Annotated in this window: 14 protein-coding genes and 2 tRNA genes; 9 read left to right on the top strand and 7 right to left on the bottom strand. The window is 66.5% G+C overall.

Annotated elements, in window-relative coordinates; translation table 11 throughout:
* Window positions 1-38: 38 nt before the first annotated feature.
* The 4 genes from F817_RS0108935 to F817_RS0108920 all read right to left on the bottom strand — a co-directional run bounded on the left by F817_RS0108935 (window position 39) and on the right by F817_RS0108920 (window position 3,824).
* Window positions 39-788 (bottom strand): 7-cyano-7-deazaguanine synthase, encoded by a 750-nt coding sequence (locus F817_RS0108935; RefSeq protein WP_231369401.1) that lies wholly within the window; start codon window positions 786-788, stop codon window positions 39-41.
* 322 nt (window positions 789-1,110) lie between these two features.
* Window positions 1,111-1,197: transfer RNA gene (locus tag F817_RS0108930), tRNA-Leu, on the bottom strand.
* A 55-nt stretch (window positions 1,198-1,252) separates the two neighbouring features.
* The gene (locus F817_RS0108925) at window positions 1,253-3,220 is read right to left on the bottom strand and encodes a M48 family metallopeptidase (RefSeq protein WP_024327323.1); all 1,968 of its coding nucleotides are present in this window, start codon (window positions 3,218-3,220) and stop codon (window positions 1,253-1,255) included.
* A 13-nt stretch (window positions 3,221-3,233) separates the two neighbouring features.
* Entirely contained in the window at window positions 3,234-3,824 is a 591-nt protein-coding gene (locus F817_RS0108920) for a LemA family protein (RefSeq protein ID WP_024327322.1), read from the bottom strand.
* A 122-nt stretch (window positions 3,825-3,946) separates the two neighbouring features.
* On the opposite strand from F817_RS0108920, the gene F817_RS0108915 reads away from it, so the two are divergent.
* From F817_RS0108915 to F817_RS0108885, 7 genes are all read left to right on the top strand, one after another.
* The gene (locus F817_RS0108915; RefSeq protein ID WP_024327321.1) at window positions 3,947-4,786 is read left to right on the top strand and encodes a motility protein A; all 840 of its coding nucleotides are present in this window, start codon (window positions 3,947-3,949) and stop codon (window positions 4,784-4,786) included.
* Window positions 4,787-4,790: 4 nt separating this feature from the next.
* Window positions 4,791-5,606: an OmpA family protein gene (locus F817_RS0108910; RefSeq protein WP_024327320.1), complete on the top strand. Its 816-nt coding sequence runs from the start codon at window positions 4,791-4,793 to the stop codon at window positions 5,604-5,606.
* Window positions 5,607-5,852: 246 nt separating this feature from the next.
* A complete protein-coding gene (locus F817_RS0108905; protein WP_369774208.1) occupies window positions 5,853-6,698 on the top strand; it encodes an alpha/beta hydrolase in 846 nt (281 codons plus the stop codon).
* The gene (locus F817_RS0108900) at window positions 6,695-8,950 is read left to right on the top strand and encodes a bifunctional diguanylate cyclase/phosphodiesterase (protein WP_024327318.1); all 2,256 of its coding nucleotides are present in this window, start codon (window positions 6,695-6,697) and stop codon (window positions 8,948-8,950) included. The genes F817_RS0108905 and F817_RS0108900 overlap by 4 nt, the downstream gene beginning before the upstream one ends.
* Before the next feature lie 423 nt (window positions 8,951-9,373).
* The gene (locus tag F817_RS0108895; protein WP_024327317.1) at window positions 9,374-10,291 is read left to right on the top strand and encodes an HPP family protein; all 918 of its coding nucleotides are present in this window, start codon (window positions 9,374-9,376) and stop codon (window positions 10,289-10,291) included.
* A 48-nt stretch (window positions 10,292-10,339) separates the two neighbouring features.
* Window positions 10,340-10,416, top strand: a tRNA-Arg gene (locus F817_RS0108890).
* Between the two features lie 64 nt (window positions 10,417-10,480).
* Entirely contained in the window at window positions 10,481-10,807 is a 327-nt protein-coding gene (locus F817_RS0108885) for a hypothetical protein (RefSeq protein ID WP_024327316.1), read from the top strand.
* Window positions 10,808-10,825: 18 nt separating this feature from the next.
* Here F817_RS0108885 and F817_RS0108880 read toward each other — a convergent pair whose 3' ends face one another.
* Window positions 10,826-11,512: an arylesterase gene (locus tag F817_RS0108880; RefSeq protein ID WP_024327315.1), complete on the bottom strand. Its 687-nt coding sequence runs from the start codon at window positions 11,510-11,512 to the stop codon at window positions 10,826-10,828.
* On the opposite strand from F817_RS0108880, the gene F817_RS0108875 reads away from it, so the two are divergent.
* Both F817_RS0108875 and F817_RS0108870 read left to right on the top strand, forming a co-directional pair.
* Window positions 11,511-12,221 carry an ABC transporter ATP-binding protein gene (locus tag F817_RS0108875; protein ID WP_024327314.1) on the top strand — a complete coding sequence of 237 codons (711 nt, stop codon included), beginning with the start codon at window positions 11,511-11,513 and terminating at the stop codon, window positions 12,219-12,221. The two genes, F817_RS0108880 and F817_RS0108875, sit on opposite strands and share 2 nt — an antisense overlap.
* Window positions 12,218-14,740: an ABC transporter permease gene (locus F817_RS0108870; protein WP_024327313.1), complete on the top strand. Its 2,523-nt coding sequence runs from the start codon at window positions 12,218-12,220 to the stop codon at window positions 14,738-14,740. The genes F817_RS0108875 and F817_RS0108870 overlap by 4 nt, the downstream gene beginning before the upstream one ends.
* A 10-nt stretch (window positions 14,741-14,750) precedes the next feature.
* Here the strand turns inward: F817_RS0108870 and F817_RS0108865 are convergent, their stop codons facing one another.
* A complete protein-coding gene (locus F817_RS0108865; RefSeq protein ID WP_024327312.1) occupies window positions 14,751-15,632 on the bottom strand; it encodes an undecaprenyl-diphosphate phosphatase in 882 nt (293 codons plus the stop codon).
* 119 nt (window positions 15,633-15,751) lie between these two features.
* Entirely contained in the window at window positions 15,752-17,059 is a 1,308-nt protein-coding gene (locus F817_RS0108860; protein ID WP_024327311.1) for a methyl-accepting chemotaxis protein, read from the bottom strand.
* Between the last annotated feature and the right edge of the window lie 187 nt (window positions 17,060-17,246).

Here is a 17,246-nt window from a genome sequence, read left to right as displayed (position 1 = left end):
CAAGACCGCTTCCCAGACGGAAACGTTCCGTCTTGGCGTCACCGCACCTCGTCCTGCCCCCGGACCCTGCGCAGAAACGCCTGGCGGAGGCGCCAGCTAGGCAAGTGGCGGCCGATCCTGCGGTAGAGGTTGGAGCGAAAACGCCGGTCAGCGGGAATGCGGTAGCCCAGGCCTTCCTCAAGCGTCCAGGTGCAGGGACCGCAAAAGCCACACGGTCGCCCATCGCGGGTGGGCTGATTACAGAACCAGGTCCGCTCCAGAAGATCGTCGAAGCCGGCCTCCTTTGCTGCCCGCTGCATTCCGATTTTGGAAGCGTCCAGGATTGGAAACTGAAACCTCGACAGCAGCAGACCATCCACCGCCTCCACCAGCTCGGTGGCATCCTTGTTATGTCTGTTGCGCTGCGCCCAGCTTATGGCCTTGTGTGCCTTGTCATCGACATGAACGCAGAGTTCCAGCCGACCGCCGGTCTCGCTCATGGAGTACTGCGACAGCCACATGTATTGCGATCCGAGGCGGAACTGTCGGTTCAGGGGACGGAACCAGGCCTTAACCTGTTCGGGCACCTCGATATCGGACTTCTCCCGCCGCTTCGGTAAGAGGATTCGATCCCCGAAGCGGCGGTTAGCACGTCCGCGGATGGCCTCGATGGTTTCCTCCTCGATCTCCCAGGATCGACGATCTCGATCCCGCACGTAATGTGGCTGGATCATTTCCTCGTGCCGTGCCAGCAGATCCAGCACGCGGAAGGTCGAGTCCCATCCCCCGGTCCACAGGATATCGATCATTGCTGTCCGATTTCGGCTCATCAGGGCCTCCCGGGCGACACAGATGCGACGCTCGTGACCACGGCCCCACGGCCTCGTCTGCGTGCGACTCAACTACAAAGCTTCAGAGCAGAGCATAGGGGCTGGAACTCTTGTTTGCACAAGAACAAGGCCACCCTGCGGTTCTGCTCCCGCATGCCGGACGCCTGGGATATTCCGTAGTTCGAGGAAGAGCGCTCGGCCAGCGGACCTGGCGGCCCAGGCTCAGGTGACATGTTGGTCACAAGGGCGTGGCCACAAATAGGGCCCGAAAACGGGGCCAACGGTCACCGATGGTTTTTTCTGGTGGGGACGGCCGGAATCGAACCGGCACGGCCTTGCGGCCAGCGGATTTTAAGTCCGATGCGTCTACCAGTTCCGCCACGCCCCCGGAGCGGCCGTATCATACCGTGCGTGCCGGGGCACCGCACCCGCGTCCGGCGCACCTACTCCGCTTCGGCCGCAGGCATCTCCGCGACCGGCAACGGCACATGCAGCGACGCAGCGATCGCCCGCAACAACTCCACCTCGGCGATCACCGTCTCTCCCCCATGGGTGATCGTGGCCAGCATGGCGGTGACCAGACGCTGCTTGTCGGCCGGGCGCAGGGCATCGAGTGCCTCCAGTATGCGATCGAGGCCGTCGGCCCAGGTGGACGCATCGGCCGCCCCCTCGAGCGCGGCCGCAATCCCGTCATCGTCCGGATCCGCGACCGCGAGGGCGACGAGCCCCGAGTGCAGGGCCGCCCGCGCCTGCTCGGGATTGTCCGGATGGCCGTGGTGAGCAAGCACGGCGAGGACGTCCCGGGCATGGCTGGCCAGGTGATCCAGACGTTGCCGCCCGCCCGGGCGGGAACGCGCGGGCTGATCCAGATCGCGAAGCTGACGCCGCAGCAGGCGCCCCGTGGCATATTCAAAGGCCGACACCCGGCCATCGGCGCGGATCAGCTCGTCGATCAGCGTTTCCAGCGCCTGACGCTCCTCGCGCGGGCGCTGGCGCACGACCGGGAAGCTCATCTCCAGCAGCGGGATCCGCAGGTCCGGGCGCAGTTCTGGTTCGGCATCGAGCAGCGTGCGCACCCGGGATTCACTCTCGGCGCCCCGCCTCGCGGCAATGCGCAGCAGCTGATGGTCCTGCACCTCGGCATCGGCGCTGATCAACAGATAGAGCAGGACCTCCACACCCCAGGCATCGGAATGCGCGGCGCGTTCCAGCGGCCCGGGCATCGCCGCCACCAGGAGTCCGGCCCCGAGGATCTGCGCCAGCCCCGGATCGCCAATGTTCTCCATCAGCTGCCCCGGGTTCAGAAACAGGTTGCCGGGCTCGGCCGCCGGCTTGCGGTCGCGCGCCTCGGCCTCGGCCCGGGCCTCCTGTTCCGTACGGCGGGTCTGCGCATCCTTCTCCATCTGCTCGCGGATCGTCTCCAGCTCCTCCGGATCGAACCCCGGCTCGATCGCCTGGATGCGCCGGACCAGCGGCGGATGCGTCGCGAACATCTGCCCCAGCGCCCCGGAAGCAAACAGCATGTGCCCGACCTCTTCGGTATCCGCGCGCAGCGCCGTCTGCCCCGCACCGATCTTCTTCAGGGCACCCGAAATGCCATCCGGTTGCCGCGTGAACTGCACGGCCGAGGCATCCGCGAGGTATTCCCGCTGGCGCGAGACGGATGCGCGAATCCAGCGCCCGAAAAACAGCCCGATATAACCCACCACCATCAATGCCAGACCCGCGGCGACGATGCCGCCGGCATTGCGGTTGTTGCGTGACAGGCGCATGGCGAGCAGCACGCGCTGGCCGATCAGGGCCATCACCAGGATCCCGAACAGCATGCCCATCAGGCGAATGTTCAGGCGCATATCGCCGTTCAGGACATGCCCGAACTCGTGTGCCACCACCCCCTGCAGCTCGTCGCGATCCAGCTGTTCCAGCGCTCCCCGGGTCACGGCAATGGCTGCGTCATCCGGTGAGTACCCGGCCGCGAAGGCGTTGATGCCCGCCTCCTGCTCCAGCACATAGACCTCGGGCACCGGCACCCCGGAGGCGATGGCAATCTCCTCCACTACGTTCATCAGGCGCCGCCGCAATGGGTCGCGGGTGTCCCCGTCCACGCGCGTCCCGCCCAGTTCGCGGGCGACGGTGCCTCCGCCATCGCGCAGGCCGAGGGTGCGGTAGAGACTGCCCAGCCCGATCAGCCCCACCGTCAGCACGGTCGTCCAGACCATGACGCCGACATTGCGGGACAGGAAGTCCCGGGTCAGCCAGGGTTCGCCCGCCGCCACCGGCTCGGCCTGGCCGAACAGCGCCAGCACGATCGCATTCATCACCAGCACGATCGCCAGCACGGCCAGACCGAACAGGAACAGCAACCAGCGGGTCCGACGCTGCGCCCGGTCCTGATGCTCGAAGAAATTCATGGCGCCCCGGCAATCAGGAGAAGTTCACTTGAACAGGCTCGCGCTTCTGCGGATCCTCGATCTCCAGCAGCTGCGCCGGGCGAAAGCCGAAGTTGTTGGCGATCAGGCTGTTCGGGAACATCTCGCGCAGGATGTTGTATTGCATGACGGCGTCATTGAAACCCTGACGGGCATAGGCAACCCGGTTCTCGGTGCTGGTCAGCTCTTCGGACAACTGCATCATGTTCTCGTTGGCCTTGAGGTCGGGATAACTCTCGGACAGTGCGAATAGCCTACCCAACGCCCCGGAAAGCCCCTGCTCCGAGCTGGACAGCTTGCGCACGGCGTCGGCGTTGGTCGGATCGCCCGCCACTTCCTGCAGGCTCTGCTGGGCCTGATTGCGCGCCTGGATGACCGCCTCGAGGGTGTCACGCTCGTGGCTCATGTAGCGTTCCGCGACCTTGACCAGATTGGGAATCAGGTCGTAACGACGGGTCAGCTGGACATCGATCTGCGCAAAGGCATTCTTGTAGCGGTTGCGCGAGGTCACCAGGCGGTTGTAGGTCCACACGCCCCAGATCACCAGCAGAACCAGTATCCCGAGTACCACCCAGGTCATATCCATGCGGCCGCTCCTTATCGGTTGACGGTCCGAGTGTACGCGGGAATGCCCTCGCCATCACACGCGGGCAGACGCCATCCGGTCGCCTGTTTTAAGCTTGCGACGGTCCTTTCCCGGAAGCATGCATGAATCTCTCCACCCTCCTTGGCATTTTCGGCAGCCTGCTGGTGTTCGGCAGCGTTATCGCGTTTTCCTCGCAGGACCTCGACGCCTTCCTGAACCTGCCCGGCCTCGGCATCGTGGTGGGCGGCACCATCGCGGCCACGCTGATGAGCTACCCCTTCCACGAAGTGATGCGCGTGTTTCGCGCCGGCGCCAACGCGATCCGCGAGGAGCGCTACGACGTCACCCAGGACCTCGAGGAGATCGTCCAGGTCTCGCGCTACTGGTTCTCGCAGAACCTGCGGCGCATCCAGGATCGCCTCGACCAGATCCGCAACCCGTTCCTGCGCACCGGCATCCAGCTGGTCATCGACGACACCCCGATGGACGACGTCTCCGACCTGCTCAACTGGCGCATGGCCCGCCTGCGCGCCCGCGAACAGGCCGATGCCCAGATGTTCCGGACCATGGCCACCTATGCCCCGGCCTTCGGCATGCTCGGGACGCTGATCGGGCTGATCAACCTGCTGCTGACCACCGAGAGCGACGACTTCACCGTCATCGCGGTGAACCTGGGCATCGCCCTGATCACCACGTTCTACGGCATCCTGCTCGCCAACCTGGTCTTCCGGCCCATCGCCATCAAGCTGGAGCGGCGAACCGAGGAGCGGGTCGTGCTGATGACCATGGTGCTGGAGGGCATCATGCTCATGCGCAAGGGGCGCTCGCCGGGCTACATCCGCGAGACCCTGCGCTCGTTCATGGAGAACCACAGCGACGAGATCCGCCAGGCCCCGCTCAACGGCGAAGATCCCGCGGCCGAGGAAACGCGCGATCCGGACGAATCGACCGAGCGGCGCTGACCCCATGCCCGGCCCCGCCTATTCCACCTCGGAACGAGCCGCCCTGCAGGCGGAGATGGACGCCCATGCCGCCACCCGCCCGGAGCAGGCCTTTCTTGGGTCCTACCCGGGGGAGCGCCAGCGCGACGACGAACACGCCTGGATTCTCACCTACCTGGACGTCCTGACCCTGGTCATCGTGGTGTTCGTAATCCTGTTGACCTTCATGGACCCGCGCGAGGACGACCCACGCGCCGTCTCGGCCAGCCCCATCGCACTGGCCCACCCGGATCGCAGCGCTCTCGTCGAGCCTTTGGTCCATCCCGCGCTGGTGGAGGCGCCCATCCTCGAACCCGCCCGTACAGAGGATCCGGCCGTCGCGGAGGCGGACCCGGAGCATCCATCGGAGGTTGAGGTCGAGGCTGGAGACTTGCGCACCCGCGCCCCCGACGGTGTAGACGTCGTCGAGCAGCCCGGCCGGCTGGAGCTCCGCATCCGCGACGACATCCTGTTCAGCACGGCCCAGGCGGACCTGCGCCCGGATGGAGAGGCGCTGCTGGAGGATCTGCTCCCCATCCTGGAAGATCACGCGGGTCCCGTCACCGTGGAAGGTCACACGGATAACGTCCCCATTGCGACCGAACGCTTCCCGTCCAACTGGGAGCTGTCCTCGGCGCGCGCCTCCGGCGTCGTTCGGTACCTGGTCACCCGCGGGGTGGCACCTGGCCAGTTGCGCGCGGTGGGTCGTGCCGACACCCTTCCGGTCGCCCCCAACGACACCCCCGGGGGGCGCGCGGAGAACCGACGGGTTTCGCTCATTCTCGAGGCCGAGACACCCTGACGGATTCCCGCAGCCCGACACGCCTGCAACGCGCCTCGGAGATCCAGAAAAAAACCGTTCAGGCCTTACCGATACGGTATCCAAGCGGTTCTTGATCCAGATCAAGACGCATCCGACTCCACCCACGCCGTGGCCGCACGATGCTGCTAGATTGTGGGCAAGGAATTTCCATTGGCATTTGCCGGCTCTTGAGGTCAGGGAGATACGACCATGTCCGGATGGTGTTTGCGAAGCGCGGTGGCGTTTATGGCCGTAACCCTGTTGAGCCTGGGCCCGGCGTTCGCAAGTGGCGAAGAAGTATCCGTGACCCTGCAGATGCCGTCCGGGGATTCCGCTGAAGCGGCGTACTGGGCCGGCGACCCGGACATGCCCGCGATCCTGATCCAGCATGGTTTTCTGCAGACCCATCATTTCCCCACGGTACGCCGTCTCGCGACCGCGCTCGCCGACGCGGGATACAGTGTCCTGACCCACAGCCTGACACTCGGTATCGACCGGCGCACCGCCAGCCTGCCCTGCGAGGCCGTGCACACCCATTCCATGCCGCAGACACGGGATGAAATCGCGACGTGGGTCGAATGGCTCCACGAACAAACCGGTCAGGAACCCGTCTTGATCGGCCACAGCGCCGGCAGCGTGAACCTGCTGGACTACCTTGCTCACTCCCCGGGAGCCCCCGTGGGATATGCCATCTTTATCAGTGTGACGTTTTTCGGGTACGGCGAAGTCGCTTTTGAATCCCCCGAACATGCTGCCCGCGCCCGTGCGGCCCTTGCCCGCAACGATCCCGGGCTGGAGAAATTCGCCCTGGGTTTCTGTCACGAGTATGTCACCACGCCCGCGGCATACCTTTCCTACTACGACTGGGACAAGCAGCGCACCGATCAGGCCTTCCAGTCGATCGGCGTTCCGTCCACGCTCATTGCGGGCAGTGGCGATGACCGGATCGACCTGGAATGGATCGAGACCTTACGACAGCATGGTGCGGAGGTTCGCATTGTCGACGGCGCCAATCACTTCTTCGATCAGTTGCACGAGTTTGACCTGCTGGACGAGATCGAGTGGGCCCTCCAAAGGCAACAGGCGCAATGATCCGAACGCGCATCCCTTCCATCACGCACTACGCTCTCCTGCTGGCGGCGGTTGCCCTCGTCACGCTCGCCGGCTTCGGACTCTACACCTGGCACCAGGTCGACCAACTGCGCGGGGAGATCCACGAAAGTGCTCGCGAGGCCGCGCGTCAGGAGCTTGCCAACGCGCTGGAGCGCGTCCGCACGCAGGCGGCACAACAGGCATCCCGATTCGCCCGCTGGGAAGAGGTGCGCCAGCAGCTCGGCACCCCGCAGTACTATGGCTACTGGAAGAATCACCGCATGCACCAGGCCGGGATTCTGGCCGACCGGGTCCTGGACGCCCAGGTTTATGACCATGAGGGGGTCGCCCTGGCGAACTCGGACACGGTCCATTTGCCCGGGATGATTGACCTTCCGCCTCCCGATCCACGTGCGGTGCGGGGCGACTCAGAGCCGCTTTTGATGGTCATCGAGGCAATCCCGCCGATCAATGGGGCCCAGGCGCCGCCGGGCTTCGTCGGCCTGAAGAGCCGGTTTCTCGATGCCCTGCGCGAGGGACATGTGTTCCGCTTTATCGATCCCGAATCCATCCGCTTCGATTTTGGCGAGCAGCACGCGATCCCGGCGAGCGATCTCGTCGGGCACGCCCGGTTCGATCTTCGCCCCAACCCCATGGCCGACCAGGTGGAGGAACTACTCTCAGGGGCCGTAATCAATCTCGGGGGCATCCTGGGGATCATTACGCTCGCCCTGTTCGCCACGCTCGTTTATCTGATCGTGCGCCCGCTGCGCCACATTTCCGGCCATATCGACCGGCTTCGCAAAAGCGCCGGAGGCCTGGTGCTGGAACGTGTCGGCGGGGTATTGCCCATCGCGGAAACGGAGAAGATCCGCGAGTCGCTGAACTCCTACCAGGCCCAGCTCCAGGACGTCCATTCGAGCCTCGAGGAGAAGAACCGCGAATTCTGGCGTATCGCGCACCATGATGCCCTCACCGGTGTGCGCAACCGCCGGGCCTTTGACGAATACTGGGACACCCTTCCGCGACTGGCCGCGCGCCACACCTACCCGGTGTGCTTTGCCCTGTTCGATATCAATCACTTCAAGGCCATTAACGACAGCTATGGTCATCCGGTGGGTGACGCGGTCCTGCAGGCTGTGGCGCGCAACATCGACGAGGTCCTGCGGGACGGGGAACACCTGTTCCGCATCGGCGGCGACGAATTCGCGGCGATCCTCCTCGACTGCGACCAATCGGGCGCCCGGAGCCTGGGTGAGCGTTGCCTGGAGCGGATCCGGATGACCGATTTCAACCGTTTCGGGGTGCGGGAGCCGATCAAGGTCAGCATCGGCATGGCCGTCGCGCCTGGCAACGACGAGGCGTCTCTTCTGGCTATGCAGTGGCAGGCTGACGTTGCCATGTACAAGGCCAAGCGCCCGGGGTCCTCGCATGTCGTGATATTCACCCCGGAACTGGCGAAGGATACGCAGGGGCTTTATTCGAACTGGATCAACAATGCCGTGTACGAGGCCGTGACCCGGGGAACCGGGATTCGCATGAGCTACCAGCCGGTTATCGCACTCGACGACCGTCATGCCTCTTATGTCGAGGCCCTTCTGCGCATCGAACACATGGACGAAGTCATCGGCCCGGCCGATATCTTTCCCGTCGTCGAGGCGCGTCGCCTGGAGGTCGACCTGGACCGGGCCATACTGAATCGCATTCTCCGGGACCTGCGAACCTCCCAAATCCCGGCCGGCCTCGGCATCTCGATCAACCTCTCCGGCCCCACCGTCGTGAATTCCGGAATCGCCCAGTGGATGGAGGCGTTCGTGCCCTTCCTGCAGGACCGGCAGATCATCCTCGAGGTCACGGAGACTGCCCTGATCACGGAGATCGGGCAGGCCACGGAGAACCTCCAGCAGCTTCGCCAGCAAGGTTTTCAGGTTGCCCTCGACGATTTTGGCAGTGGCTACTCATCCCTCCGCTACCTCGCATCCATGCCCGTGGACACGGTCAAGTTCGACATCAGCCTGATACGTTCCCTGGATTCCCCGGACCAGCATCAAATCGTCGAGAGTCTGGTTCAAATGATCGCCGATGCGGGCTACACCACCGTGGCGGAAGGGATCGAAGCGGCGGAACAACTCAGGCGTGTCCGGGACCTGGGATTCAACTTCGCTCAGGGCTACTACCTCGGAGCCCCCGCCCCACTCTCGCAGGGGCTGCCACCCGCCCTGCCCGCCTCTGCAGGCACCGGCCGGACCTGACGGTTCACCCGAGGGCCCCTCCCGCGATCCCTGGTTTGTCGCCCAACCGGTGACTGCCAGATGGGCCTCGCGGGCATCCGGTCGATCCGCAACGGCCGTCTGCTCGCCGACGCCACGCGCGACCCTGCACCGGTTCATGGAAAACCCGCGCGACAAGATCCGTCAGGCATAGCGCCACAATCCGCAATGGCCCCGTGCGCCATCCCGGTCACCCTCTCCGGACGGACCACTCCGACCACAGCACCCCGTTCGCGGCATTGCCCCACCCCACGGTACGAAGCCTGGGCGTTCCGATCGAAACGTCGCCTCCGGGCAACCCGGTAGCGCCGGACGCTGTGCCGGGGCAGCTTCCTGACAGGGCCACTTGACGCCGAAGACCCCCGCGCCGAATATGCATTCTGCTTCAAGCTTATGGAGGCTGGCTTGCGCACTGGACGCGGATCGCTGTTCGGCGATTTTCTCGACACCACCAACCACTGGGACAAGCTGATCGCGCTGGTCGGCGCGATCATCGGCCTGTACCTCTCGCTGGAGGTCGCCGCGTCGGTTACCGAGAACGGCATCAACGGGCTGATTCTCGCATCCCTGGGCGCCACCGCCGTCCTGCTCTTCGCTGCGCCGCACGCCGCCCTCTCGCAGCCATGGAACGTCCTAGGCGGGCATGGCGTGGCGGCCATCGTGGGCGTCCTCGCGCGGGACCTCCTGCCCCACCCGCTACTGGCGGCGGCGTTCGCCGTCGGACTGGCGATCTGGCTGATGCATTACCTGCGCTGTCTGCATCCACCCGGCGGCGCCACCGCCCTGTATGCCGTCGTGGGCGGCGACTCGGTAGCGGCCCTGGGACCCTGGTTTCTGCTGCACCCGGTCCTCAGCAGCGTCGGGGTCATGCTGCTGGTCGCCGTCATCATCAACTATCCATTCCCCTGGCGGCGGTATCCCGCGCGCCTCACGCCCCCACCCGAAAGCCCGGGGCAGCCGCCCCTTGGCGCCCTGGAACAGGCCGGACTCGGACGCGCCGATCTCGAACATGCCATGCGCGAGATGAACCTCTACCTCGACCTGACCGAGGACGATCTTGCACGCCTGTACCTGCTGGCCCGGCGTCATCATCACCACCCCGACCCCATTACGCCGAACGCGATCCGGCCCGGCACCTGTTTCAGCAACGGGAAGGGCGACGCGGACTGGGCCGTGCGGCGCGTGCTGGAACACGACTCGGGATACGTGACCTACCGCAACCTGGCGGGCCCGGAAGCCCCGCACACCGGTCGCGCAACGCTGGAGGAATTTCTCGACTGGGCGCACCACCAGCTCGTCCCCGGGGACAGGACTGCCGCATGAGCCGTTTGGGGCTGCGGGGTTGCCACGCTTATACTCCGCGTTTTCCAGGTCTCCGTAGCTCAGCTGGATAGAGCAGCCCCCTCCTAAGGGGCAGGTCGCAGGTTCGAATCCTGCCGGGGACACCATCTCCCGCCGGCGCCGGGCATTCCCGGTCTGGCGCCGCGCCCACTTCGGTCGTAAGGTAGGCAAATGGCTACGCTGACGACCGAACAGTCCAGCCGCATGATCGACCTCCTCGCCCCGCTGATTGGCATCCAGGGCGAGGTGGACGGCTGCATGGTGGAACTCATCGAAGTCCTCGACGAAGGCCCGCGCGGGCTGCCCGGTGTGGCATTGATGACGATGGGGGCCGAACGCCGGATTCAGACCAACCAGTACGGCAACCCGTTATGCCGTCACTCCGAGGTCCGCACCCTGTCACTGCTGTCCGAGGTCGAACACGACCTGCACCCGGTCCTGCGCCAACTGCTTCCGGAGTCGGTGGTCGCCGACATACGGGCCCTCCTCGCCGACTGAGGCGCCTGCCTCCCCGTGCTACCCGTCGCCGTTGCACGGCGGTTTGCCGGCCTCGGCCGCCTTCACCATGGGCTCGAGACGCGACCACACCGCGTCCAGAAGATGGGGCTGGGCCGCCTCGCTGGGATGAATTCCGTCGTCCATCAGCATGCCGTCTTCGAGCAGGATGTCCTCGAGAAAGAACGGCTCGAACGCAAGCTCGCGGGCCTCGGCCAGATCGGCATACACCGCCTCGAAGCGTTCGGTGTAACGCCGCCCGTAGTTGGGCGGGATGCGAATACCCAGCAACAGGGTCTCGGCACCCGCGGTCTCGATGGCCTCGACCATGGCCTCCAGGTTTTCGCGCATAGCGGCCGGTGGCAGGCCGCGCAGGCCGTCGTTACCGCCCAGGGCCAGGATGACGAGGACGGGCGCGGTACGGTCCAGCACCTCCGGCAACCGCGTCCGGCCACCCGCTGTGGTATCACCGCTAATGGATACGTTCTCCACCTCCCAGTCCCGCTCGCGCTCCTCAAGGCGCTCTTCCAGCAAGGCCGGCCAGCCGGCAGACTCGGGCATGCCATAGGCCGCGCTGAGGGAGTCCCCGAAGACCAGGATCGTCAGGGGCTCCGGGGAAGGATTTTGACCTTCCGGGGAATTCGCGGCCGCTCCGGGACTCCATAGCAACGCGATCAAGCCCATCACGACCAACGGAATACGCAACATGGATGCATCCTCGTCATTTGTACTGGAAGCCCGGGACCTCGAGCAGCGGATCAACGGACCCAGCGGCCCCCTGGACATCCTGCGCGGCATCTCGCTGGCGGTCCAGGCGGGTGAGACGGTGGCGATCCTCGGAGCTTCGGGCTCCGGAAAGTCCACCCTCCTCGGGTTGCTCGCAGGTCTGGACGCCCCGAGCGCGGGAGAAGTTCGCCTGCTCGGACAAACGATCAGCGAACTGAACGAGGACGGCCGGGCGGCGCTGCGTGCCGGCCGGGTCGGTTTCGTGTTCCAGTCGTTCCAGTTACTGCCCGCCCTGACGGCGATGGAGAACACCCTGCTGCCGCTGGAGCTCAACCCGGCCCATGCCGGCCGTGACCAGGAGACGCTGAGCCTCTGGGCCGAACAGGCCCTGGAGCGGGTGGGCCTGTCCGAGCGTGCCGCGCACTATCCGCACCAGCTTTCCGGTGGCGAACAGCAGCGCGTGGCCATTGCCCGCGCGATCGTCGATCACCCGGCCGTGCTCTTCGCCGACGAACCCACGGGGAACCTCGACGGCAAGACCGGCCACCGGATCATCGAACTGCTGTTCGGGCTGGCGCGACATCCCGACCGCGACGGACCGGCCACGGCCCTGGTGCTGGTCACGCATGACCCCGAAATCGCCGGGCAATGCGATCGCATTATCTCCATTCAGGACGGTGTGCTGGCATGACCTTGACCCGGAACCGGGGCCGCGGGCCCCTGCGCGCGCTGCTAAGGGGCACCTGGCGCGAATGGCGCTCGGCCGAGCTACGGGTACTGGCCGCCGCCCTGGTGGTGGCGGTCGCCGCGGTCGCGGCCGTCGGCTTCTTCACCGACCGGGTCGACCGGGGCATGGCCCAGCAGGCCACCGCGCTTCTGGGTGGCGACCTGGCGGTCGTCAGCGACAACCCCCTGCCGGCGGGCTGGCCGGCCGAAGCCGCCGAATACGGCCTGGAAACGGCCCGGACAGCCTCTCTGCCCAGTGTGGTCTTTTCCACCGACGACGAATCCCGCCTGGCGGCCCTGCGTGCGGTGGAGTCGAGCTGGCCGCTCAAGGGCGAGGCGCGGATCCGGCCTGGACGAGACGCCGACGAACAGACTCGTGACCTGGGCCCGGAGCCCGGGACGGCCTGGCTCGAGCCGGCGCTGCTTGACGCCCTTCGAATCGAGACCGGAGACCGGGTCGAGGTCGGCGACCTCGATCTGGAGGTCACCGGCGTGATCACCCACGAGCCGGACCGCGGCAGCAACCTGCTCGATATTGCCCCCCGCCTGATGCTCGCGTTCGACGACCTCGAGGCCAGCGGCCTCATCGGCCCCGGGAGCCGGGTGCGCTACGAATTCTTTGCCGCGGGCCCGAGTGCCGGGGTTGAGGGATTCCGTGGCTGGCTGGAGGACGAACTGGAATCGGGTCAGCGCCTGCTGGGGCTGGAAGACGCCAACCCGGAACTGCGTACCGCGATCGAACGCGCCGAGCGATTCCTCGGGCTCGCCTCGCTGATGGCCGTGCTGCTCGCCGGAGCGGCGATCGCCGTAGCCGCTCACCACTTTGCCCAGCGCCGCGCCGATCCGGCCGCGGTGATGCGCGCGCTGGGCGCCAGCGGCCGCCAGGTCCTGCTGACCTATTTCGGTCGGGTCGTGCTGGTCGCCCTGGTGGCCAGCGGGATCGGCCTGGCGATCGGCTTTGCCGCCCAGTTTGTCCTGGCGGCGCTGCTCGGGGACTGGCTGGCCGGCGATCTGCCGCCGCCCGGATGGCGCCCAGTGATCGCGGGCATCGGGGTCGGGATGATCACGGCCGTGGGCTTCGCCCTGCCCGCGCTGCTGCGCATCGGCCAGGTCTCGCCCTTGCGCGTCCTCCGGCGCGACCTTGGGCTGCCGCCCACCTCGGTGTGGTTATCCGGGGCACTGGCGCTTCTGGCCTTTGGCGGCCTGCTCTACTGGCAGGCGGCCGATCCCGGACTGGCTGCCTGGGTCCTGCTGGGGACAGCCCTGGCCATCGCCCTGCTGTCGGTGCTGGGCATGGCGCTGGTGCTGGCCCTTCGGCCGCTGCGCAATCGCGGCGGCATGGCCCTGCGCTTCGGCCTGGCCAACCTGTCCCGGCGCGGGGGGTTGAGTGCGGTCCAGCTGGTCGCGTTCAGTGTCGGGATCCTCGCGCTCCTGTTGCTGGCCATCGTCCGGGTCGACCTGCTGGAGGCCTGGGATGCCAGCATCCCGGAGGACGCGCCCAACCAGTTCTTCATCAACATCCAGCCGGGGCAGGAACAGGCGTTTGCGGACCGCGTGGAGGCCGCCGGGCTCGAGCGCCCGCAACTCGACCCGATGATCCGCGGGCGCCTGATCGAGATTAATGACGACCGGGTGCGTCCGGAGGACTTCGACGACGATCGCGACCGCCGGCTGGTGGACCGCGAGTTCAACCTGTCATATGCGGAAACCCCGCCCGAGCACAACCGGATCGTCGACGGGCACTGGTTCGACGCGCAAGGACAGGATCCCGATACGGGCTGGTCGGTCGAGGCCGGCCTGATGGAGCGTTTCGACCTCGAGATCGGGGATTACCTGACCTTCCGGGTCGGCGGGCAGGCCATCCGGAGCCCGATCACCAGCGTCCGTGAGGTCAACTGGGACAGTTTCCAGGTCAATTTCTTCGTCATCGGGCCCCCTGGGCTGCTGGACGAGCAGCCGCGCACCTTCATCACGGCCATGCACGTGCCCGACGACCAGCGCTCGGCACAGAACCAGTGGCTGCGGGAGTTCCCCGCGGTATCGGCCATCGACGTCAGCGCGATCCTGGCCCAGGTGCGCGACGTGATGGACCAGGCCACGCGAGCGGTTGAATACGTCTTCCTGTTCACGCTGATCGCCGGCCTGACCGTGCTGTATGCGGCGGTTCAGGCCACCCGCGACGTACGCCGGCGCGAAGCCGCCCTGCTGCGCACCCTCGGGGCACGCCGCGAGCATATCCGCAACGGGCTGCTGGCCGAGTTCGGGGCCCTGGGGTTGCTGGCCGGCTTGCTGGCGGCCGTCATCGCCACCGCGGTTGGCGCCCTGCTCGCCTGGCAGGTGTTCGAGTTCGACTACAGCGTGAACCCGCTGACCTTTGTATACGGGATCGGCGGCGGGACGCTGGGGATTGCCCTGGCGGGCTGGCTGGGAACCCGACGGGTGCTGGATCAGGCACCGCTGGCCGTACTGCGGGGCCCGGAATGAGCCGGCCCGCTTACTTGCCGCTGTACATGATCTCCACGTCGAGGAAACCGAACAGGACCAGCAGCGCCAGCGCCCAGAGGTAGAACGAGAAGACCTTGAGGTTGGCGCGGTACAGGAAGAACAGGACCATCTTCAGCGACACGATGCCGACCAGGGCGGAGACCACGAAGCCAACCGCCAGGGCCGTCCAGTTCAGCTCCCCCAGCCCGTTGCCGTTCAGAACATCCAGCGACTGCACCGCAGTGGCGGCGAGGATGGTCGGAATCGCGAGGAAGAAGCTGTACTCCGCCGCCCAGCGCCGCTTGAGCCCGGTAAACAGGGCGAAGGTGATGGTCATGCCGCTGCGCGAGAGCCCCGGGATCAGCGCAAAGCCCTGAGCCACGCCGATGATGGTGGCAATCTTCGGGCTCAATTGGCGCAGGCCCAGGGGGCGGCGCTGGAGCCGGTCCGTCCACCACAGCAGTACCCCGGTCAGGCTCAGCGTGCCCGCAATAAGAGTCGGGTGGGCAAACACCTGCTCGAAGCCCGCCTTCAGGGTGAAACCGACCACCGCGGTGGCGAACACCGAGAGCACAACCAGCAGGGCCAGGCGCAGGAACAGCATTTCACGTCCGGCCGACCCACGGGCCGCGGCCCATTGCCAGCTCTCCCGGGCAATCCCGCCGGTGAGCCGGACCAGGCTCTTGCGGAAGACGAAGACGATCGAGACCAGGGTGCCGACATGCACCACCAGGTCGAAGAGGATCATCTCCGGGCTTTCGGGCGGTGGCAGAGGTTCGCCCTGGCGGATGAGCCAGTGCTGGGTCAGGACCAGATGGGCGGTCGAACTGACTGGCAGAAACATGAAGATGCCCTGCACGATCCCGAGCAGGATGGCGACCCAGACTGTCATTGCAGGAGCGACTCCGTGATCCCGAGGCGGGGCGCAGTATACGGAAAACGCCCGGAACACGCCGGGAATCGTATCGCACCCGGGCAGGTACCCGGTTCACGCACCCCACCCGCGGCGGGTCAGACCCGGAATTGCGTGGTCAGCCCCCGCAGCTGCTCGATCCGCCCCACCAGGGCATCGGTCTCGCTGGCGGTGGCCTCGGCATTGCCCGCCGTGACCTGCGCCCCCTGGCTGACCTCGGTGAGGGTCCCGTCGACCTCGCGCGCGACCTCCGCCTGTTGTGACACCGCCCCCGAGATCTCGTTGTTGAGATGCCGGATGCGTTCGACCGCGGACCGAATGGCGTGCAGGGCCTCGCCGGCCCCGGCGGCCTCGTCCACCCCGGCCTCGCCCCTTTCGCGGCTGCGCTCCATCGCGCTGGCCGCCGAACGCGCGCCGCCCTGCAGCCGCTCGATCATCGCCTGGATCTCGGTCGTGGACTCCTGCGTCCGGGTGGCGAGCGTGCGTACCTCGTCGGCCACCACGGCGAATCCCCGTCCCTGCTCTCCGGCACGAGCGGCCTCGATGGCGGCATTCAGGGCCAGGAGGTTGGTCTGCTCGGCGATTCCCCGAATCACGTCGAGGACCGACCCGATCTGGTCCGATTCGGTCTGCAGCCGCGACACCTCGGCGTTCGCGGTCCCGATCTCGCTGGCCAGTTCGCGCATCGTCCGGACCGTGGCATCCACGACCTCCGATCCGTTGCGTGTCTCGCTCTCCGCCTGATCGGCGGCCTCGGAAGCCGTACGGGCGTTCCGGGCGATCTCCTCGGCGGAAGCCGTCATCTGGTTCATCGCCGTGGCAACCTGCCCCAGACGGGCCTGCTGTTGCCGCACCTCCTGGTTGGTCTCCTCCGCCACCCGGTGCAGCGTGCCGACGGAATCGCCCAGCTCGCGGGCATGTTCCACCATCTCCGACACCATGCCTTGCAGGCGCTCGATGAAGGCATTGAACAGCCGCGCCAGCCGGTCGATCCCGTCATTTCTGGGCGCCTCGATACGCTGACGCAGATCGCCCTCGCCCTCCGATACCGCGCGGAATCGCGTCGCCAGCCGGGCCAGGCGCCGCCGGATCATGAACACGAACAGGAAGTACACCACCACGACGACGCCGATCGCGACGCCCAGCATCATCGCGTTGACCTGCCAGGCCGCGAGCTCAAGCAGGCGGTCCACCTCGGCCGCCACTTCGGCCTCCAGGGCCGGCGTGGTCTCGTGCTGCTGCATCACCCCGGTCAGCGTGCTCTCCATGCCGCTTTTCAGGGTCGCCGTGTGCCAGAACACCGCCGCGGCCGCGATCAGAAAGAACACCCCGACGATGCCGCTCAGCGCGAGCGAGAAACGCCCCGCCAGCGAAAGGCCACTCAGCCACCCGTTTCCCCGCTCCATTGAATCCCCCTGGTCCCAGTCCATCCCGGCCATTGCACGTTAACGGCCCACGGTGGCAATCCTGAAGGTCCCGGTCGCTTCCAGCACAACGCTCGTCCGGAACTGTTGAAGCGACTCCGGGTCGGTAACGGACGCGTACTGCCCTAACGTCGTGACCACCGCGCTTGTGACGAAAGTCCGGAGCGAT

Source organism: Thioalkalivibrio sp. AKL19 (genome assembly GCF_000420165.1).
GTDB lineage: Bacteria > Pseudomonadota > Gammaproteobacteria > Ectothiorhodospirales > Ectothiorhodospiraceae > Thioalkalivibrio.
Note: the sequence above shows the minus strand (reverse complement) of the source record. Positions and strands in the feature narration are given on the sequence as shown.

Excerpts from the sequence above, each read along its gene's own strand:
- F817_RS0108935 (WP_231369401.1), bottom strand. The coding sequence starts at position 788 with ATGATCGATATCCTGTGGACCGGGGGATGGGACTCGACCTTCCGCGTG.
- F817_RS0108925 (WP_024327323.1), bottom strand. The coding sequence starts at position 3,220 with ATGAATTTCTTCGAGCATCAGGACCGGGCGCAGCGTCGGACCCGCTGG.
- F817_RS0108920 (WP_024327322.1), bottom strand. The coding sequence starts at position 3,824 with ATGGATATGACCTGGGTGGTACTCGGGATACTGGTTCTGCTGGTGATC.
- F817_RS0108915 (WP_024327321.1), top strand. The coding sequence starts at position 3,947 with ATGAATCTCTCCACCCTCCTTGGCATTTTCGGCAGCCTGCTGGTGTTC.
- F817_RS0108910 (WP_024327320.1), top strand. The coding sequence starts at position 4,791 with ATGCCCGGCCCCGCCTATTCCACCTCGGAACGAGCCGCCCTGCAGGCG.
- F817_RS0108905 (WP_369774208.1), top strand. The coding sequence starts at position 5,853 with ATGGCCGTAACCCTGTTGAGCCTGGGCCCGGCGTTCGCAAGTGGCGAA.
- F817_RS0108900 (WP_024327318.1), top strand. The coding sequence starts at position 6,695 with ATGATCCGAACGCGCATCCCTTCCATCACGCACTACGCTCTCCTGCTG.
- F817_RS0108885 (WP_024327316.1), top strand. The coding sequence starts at position 10,481 with ATGGCTACGCTGACGACCGAACAGTCCAGCCGCATGATCGACCTCCTC.
- F817_RS0108875 (WP_024327314.1), top strand. The coding sequence starts at position 11,511 with ATGGATGCATCCTCGTCATTTGTACTGGAAGCCCGGGACCTCGAGCAG.
- F817_RS0108880 (WP_024327315.1), bottom strand. The coding sequence starts at position 11,512 with ATGTTGCGTATTCCGTTGGTCGTGATGGGCTTGATCGCGTTGCTATGG.
- F817_RS0108870 (WP_024327313.1), top strand. The coding sequence starts at position 12,218 with ATGACCTTGACCCGGAACCGGGGCCGCGGGCCCCTGCGCGCGCTGCTA.
- F817_RS0108865 (WP_024327312.1), bottom strand. The coding sequence starts at position 15,632 with ATGACAGTCTGGGTCGCCATCCTGCTCGGGATCGTGCAGGGCATCTTC.
- F817_RS0108860 (WP_024327311.1), bottom strand. The coding sequence starts at position 17,059 with ATGGAGCGGGGAAACGGGTGGCTGAGTGGCCTTTCGCTGGCGGGGCGT.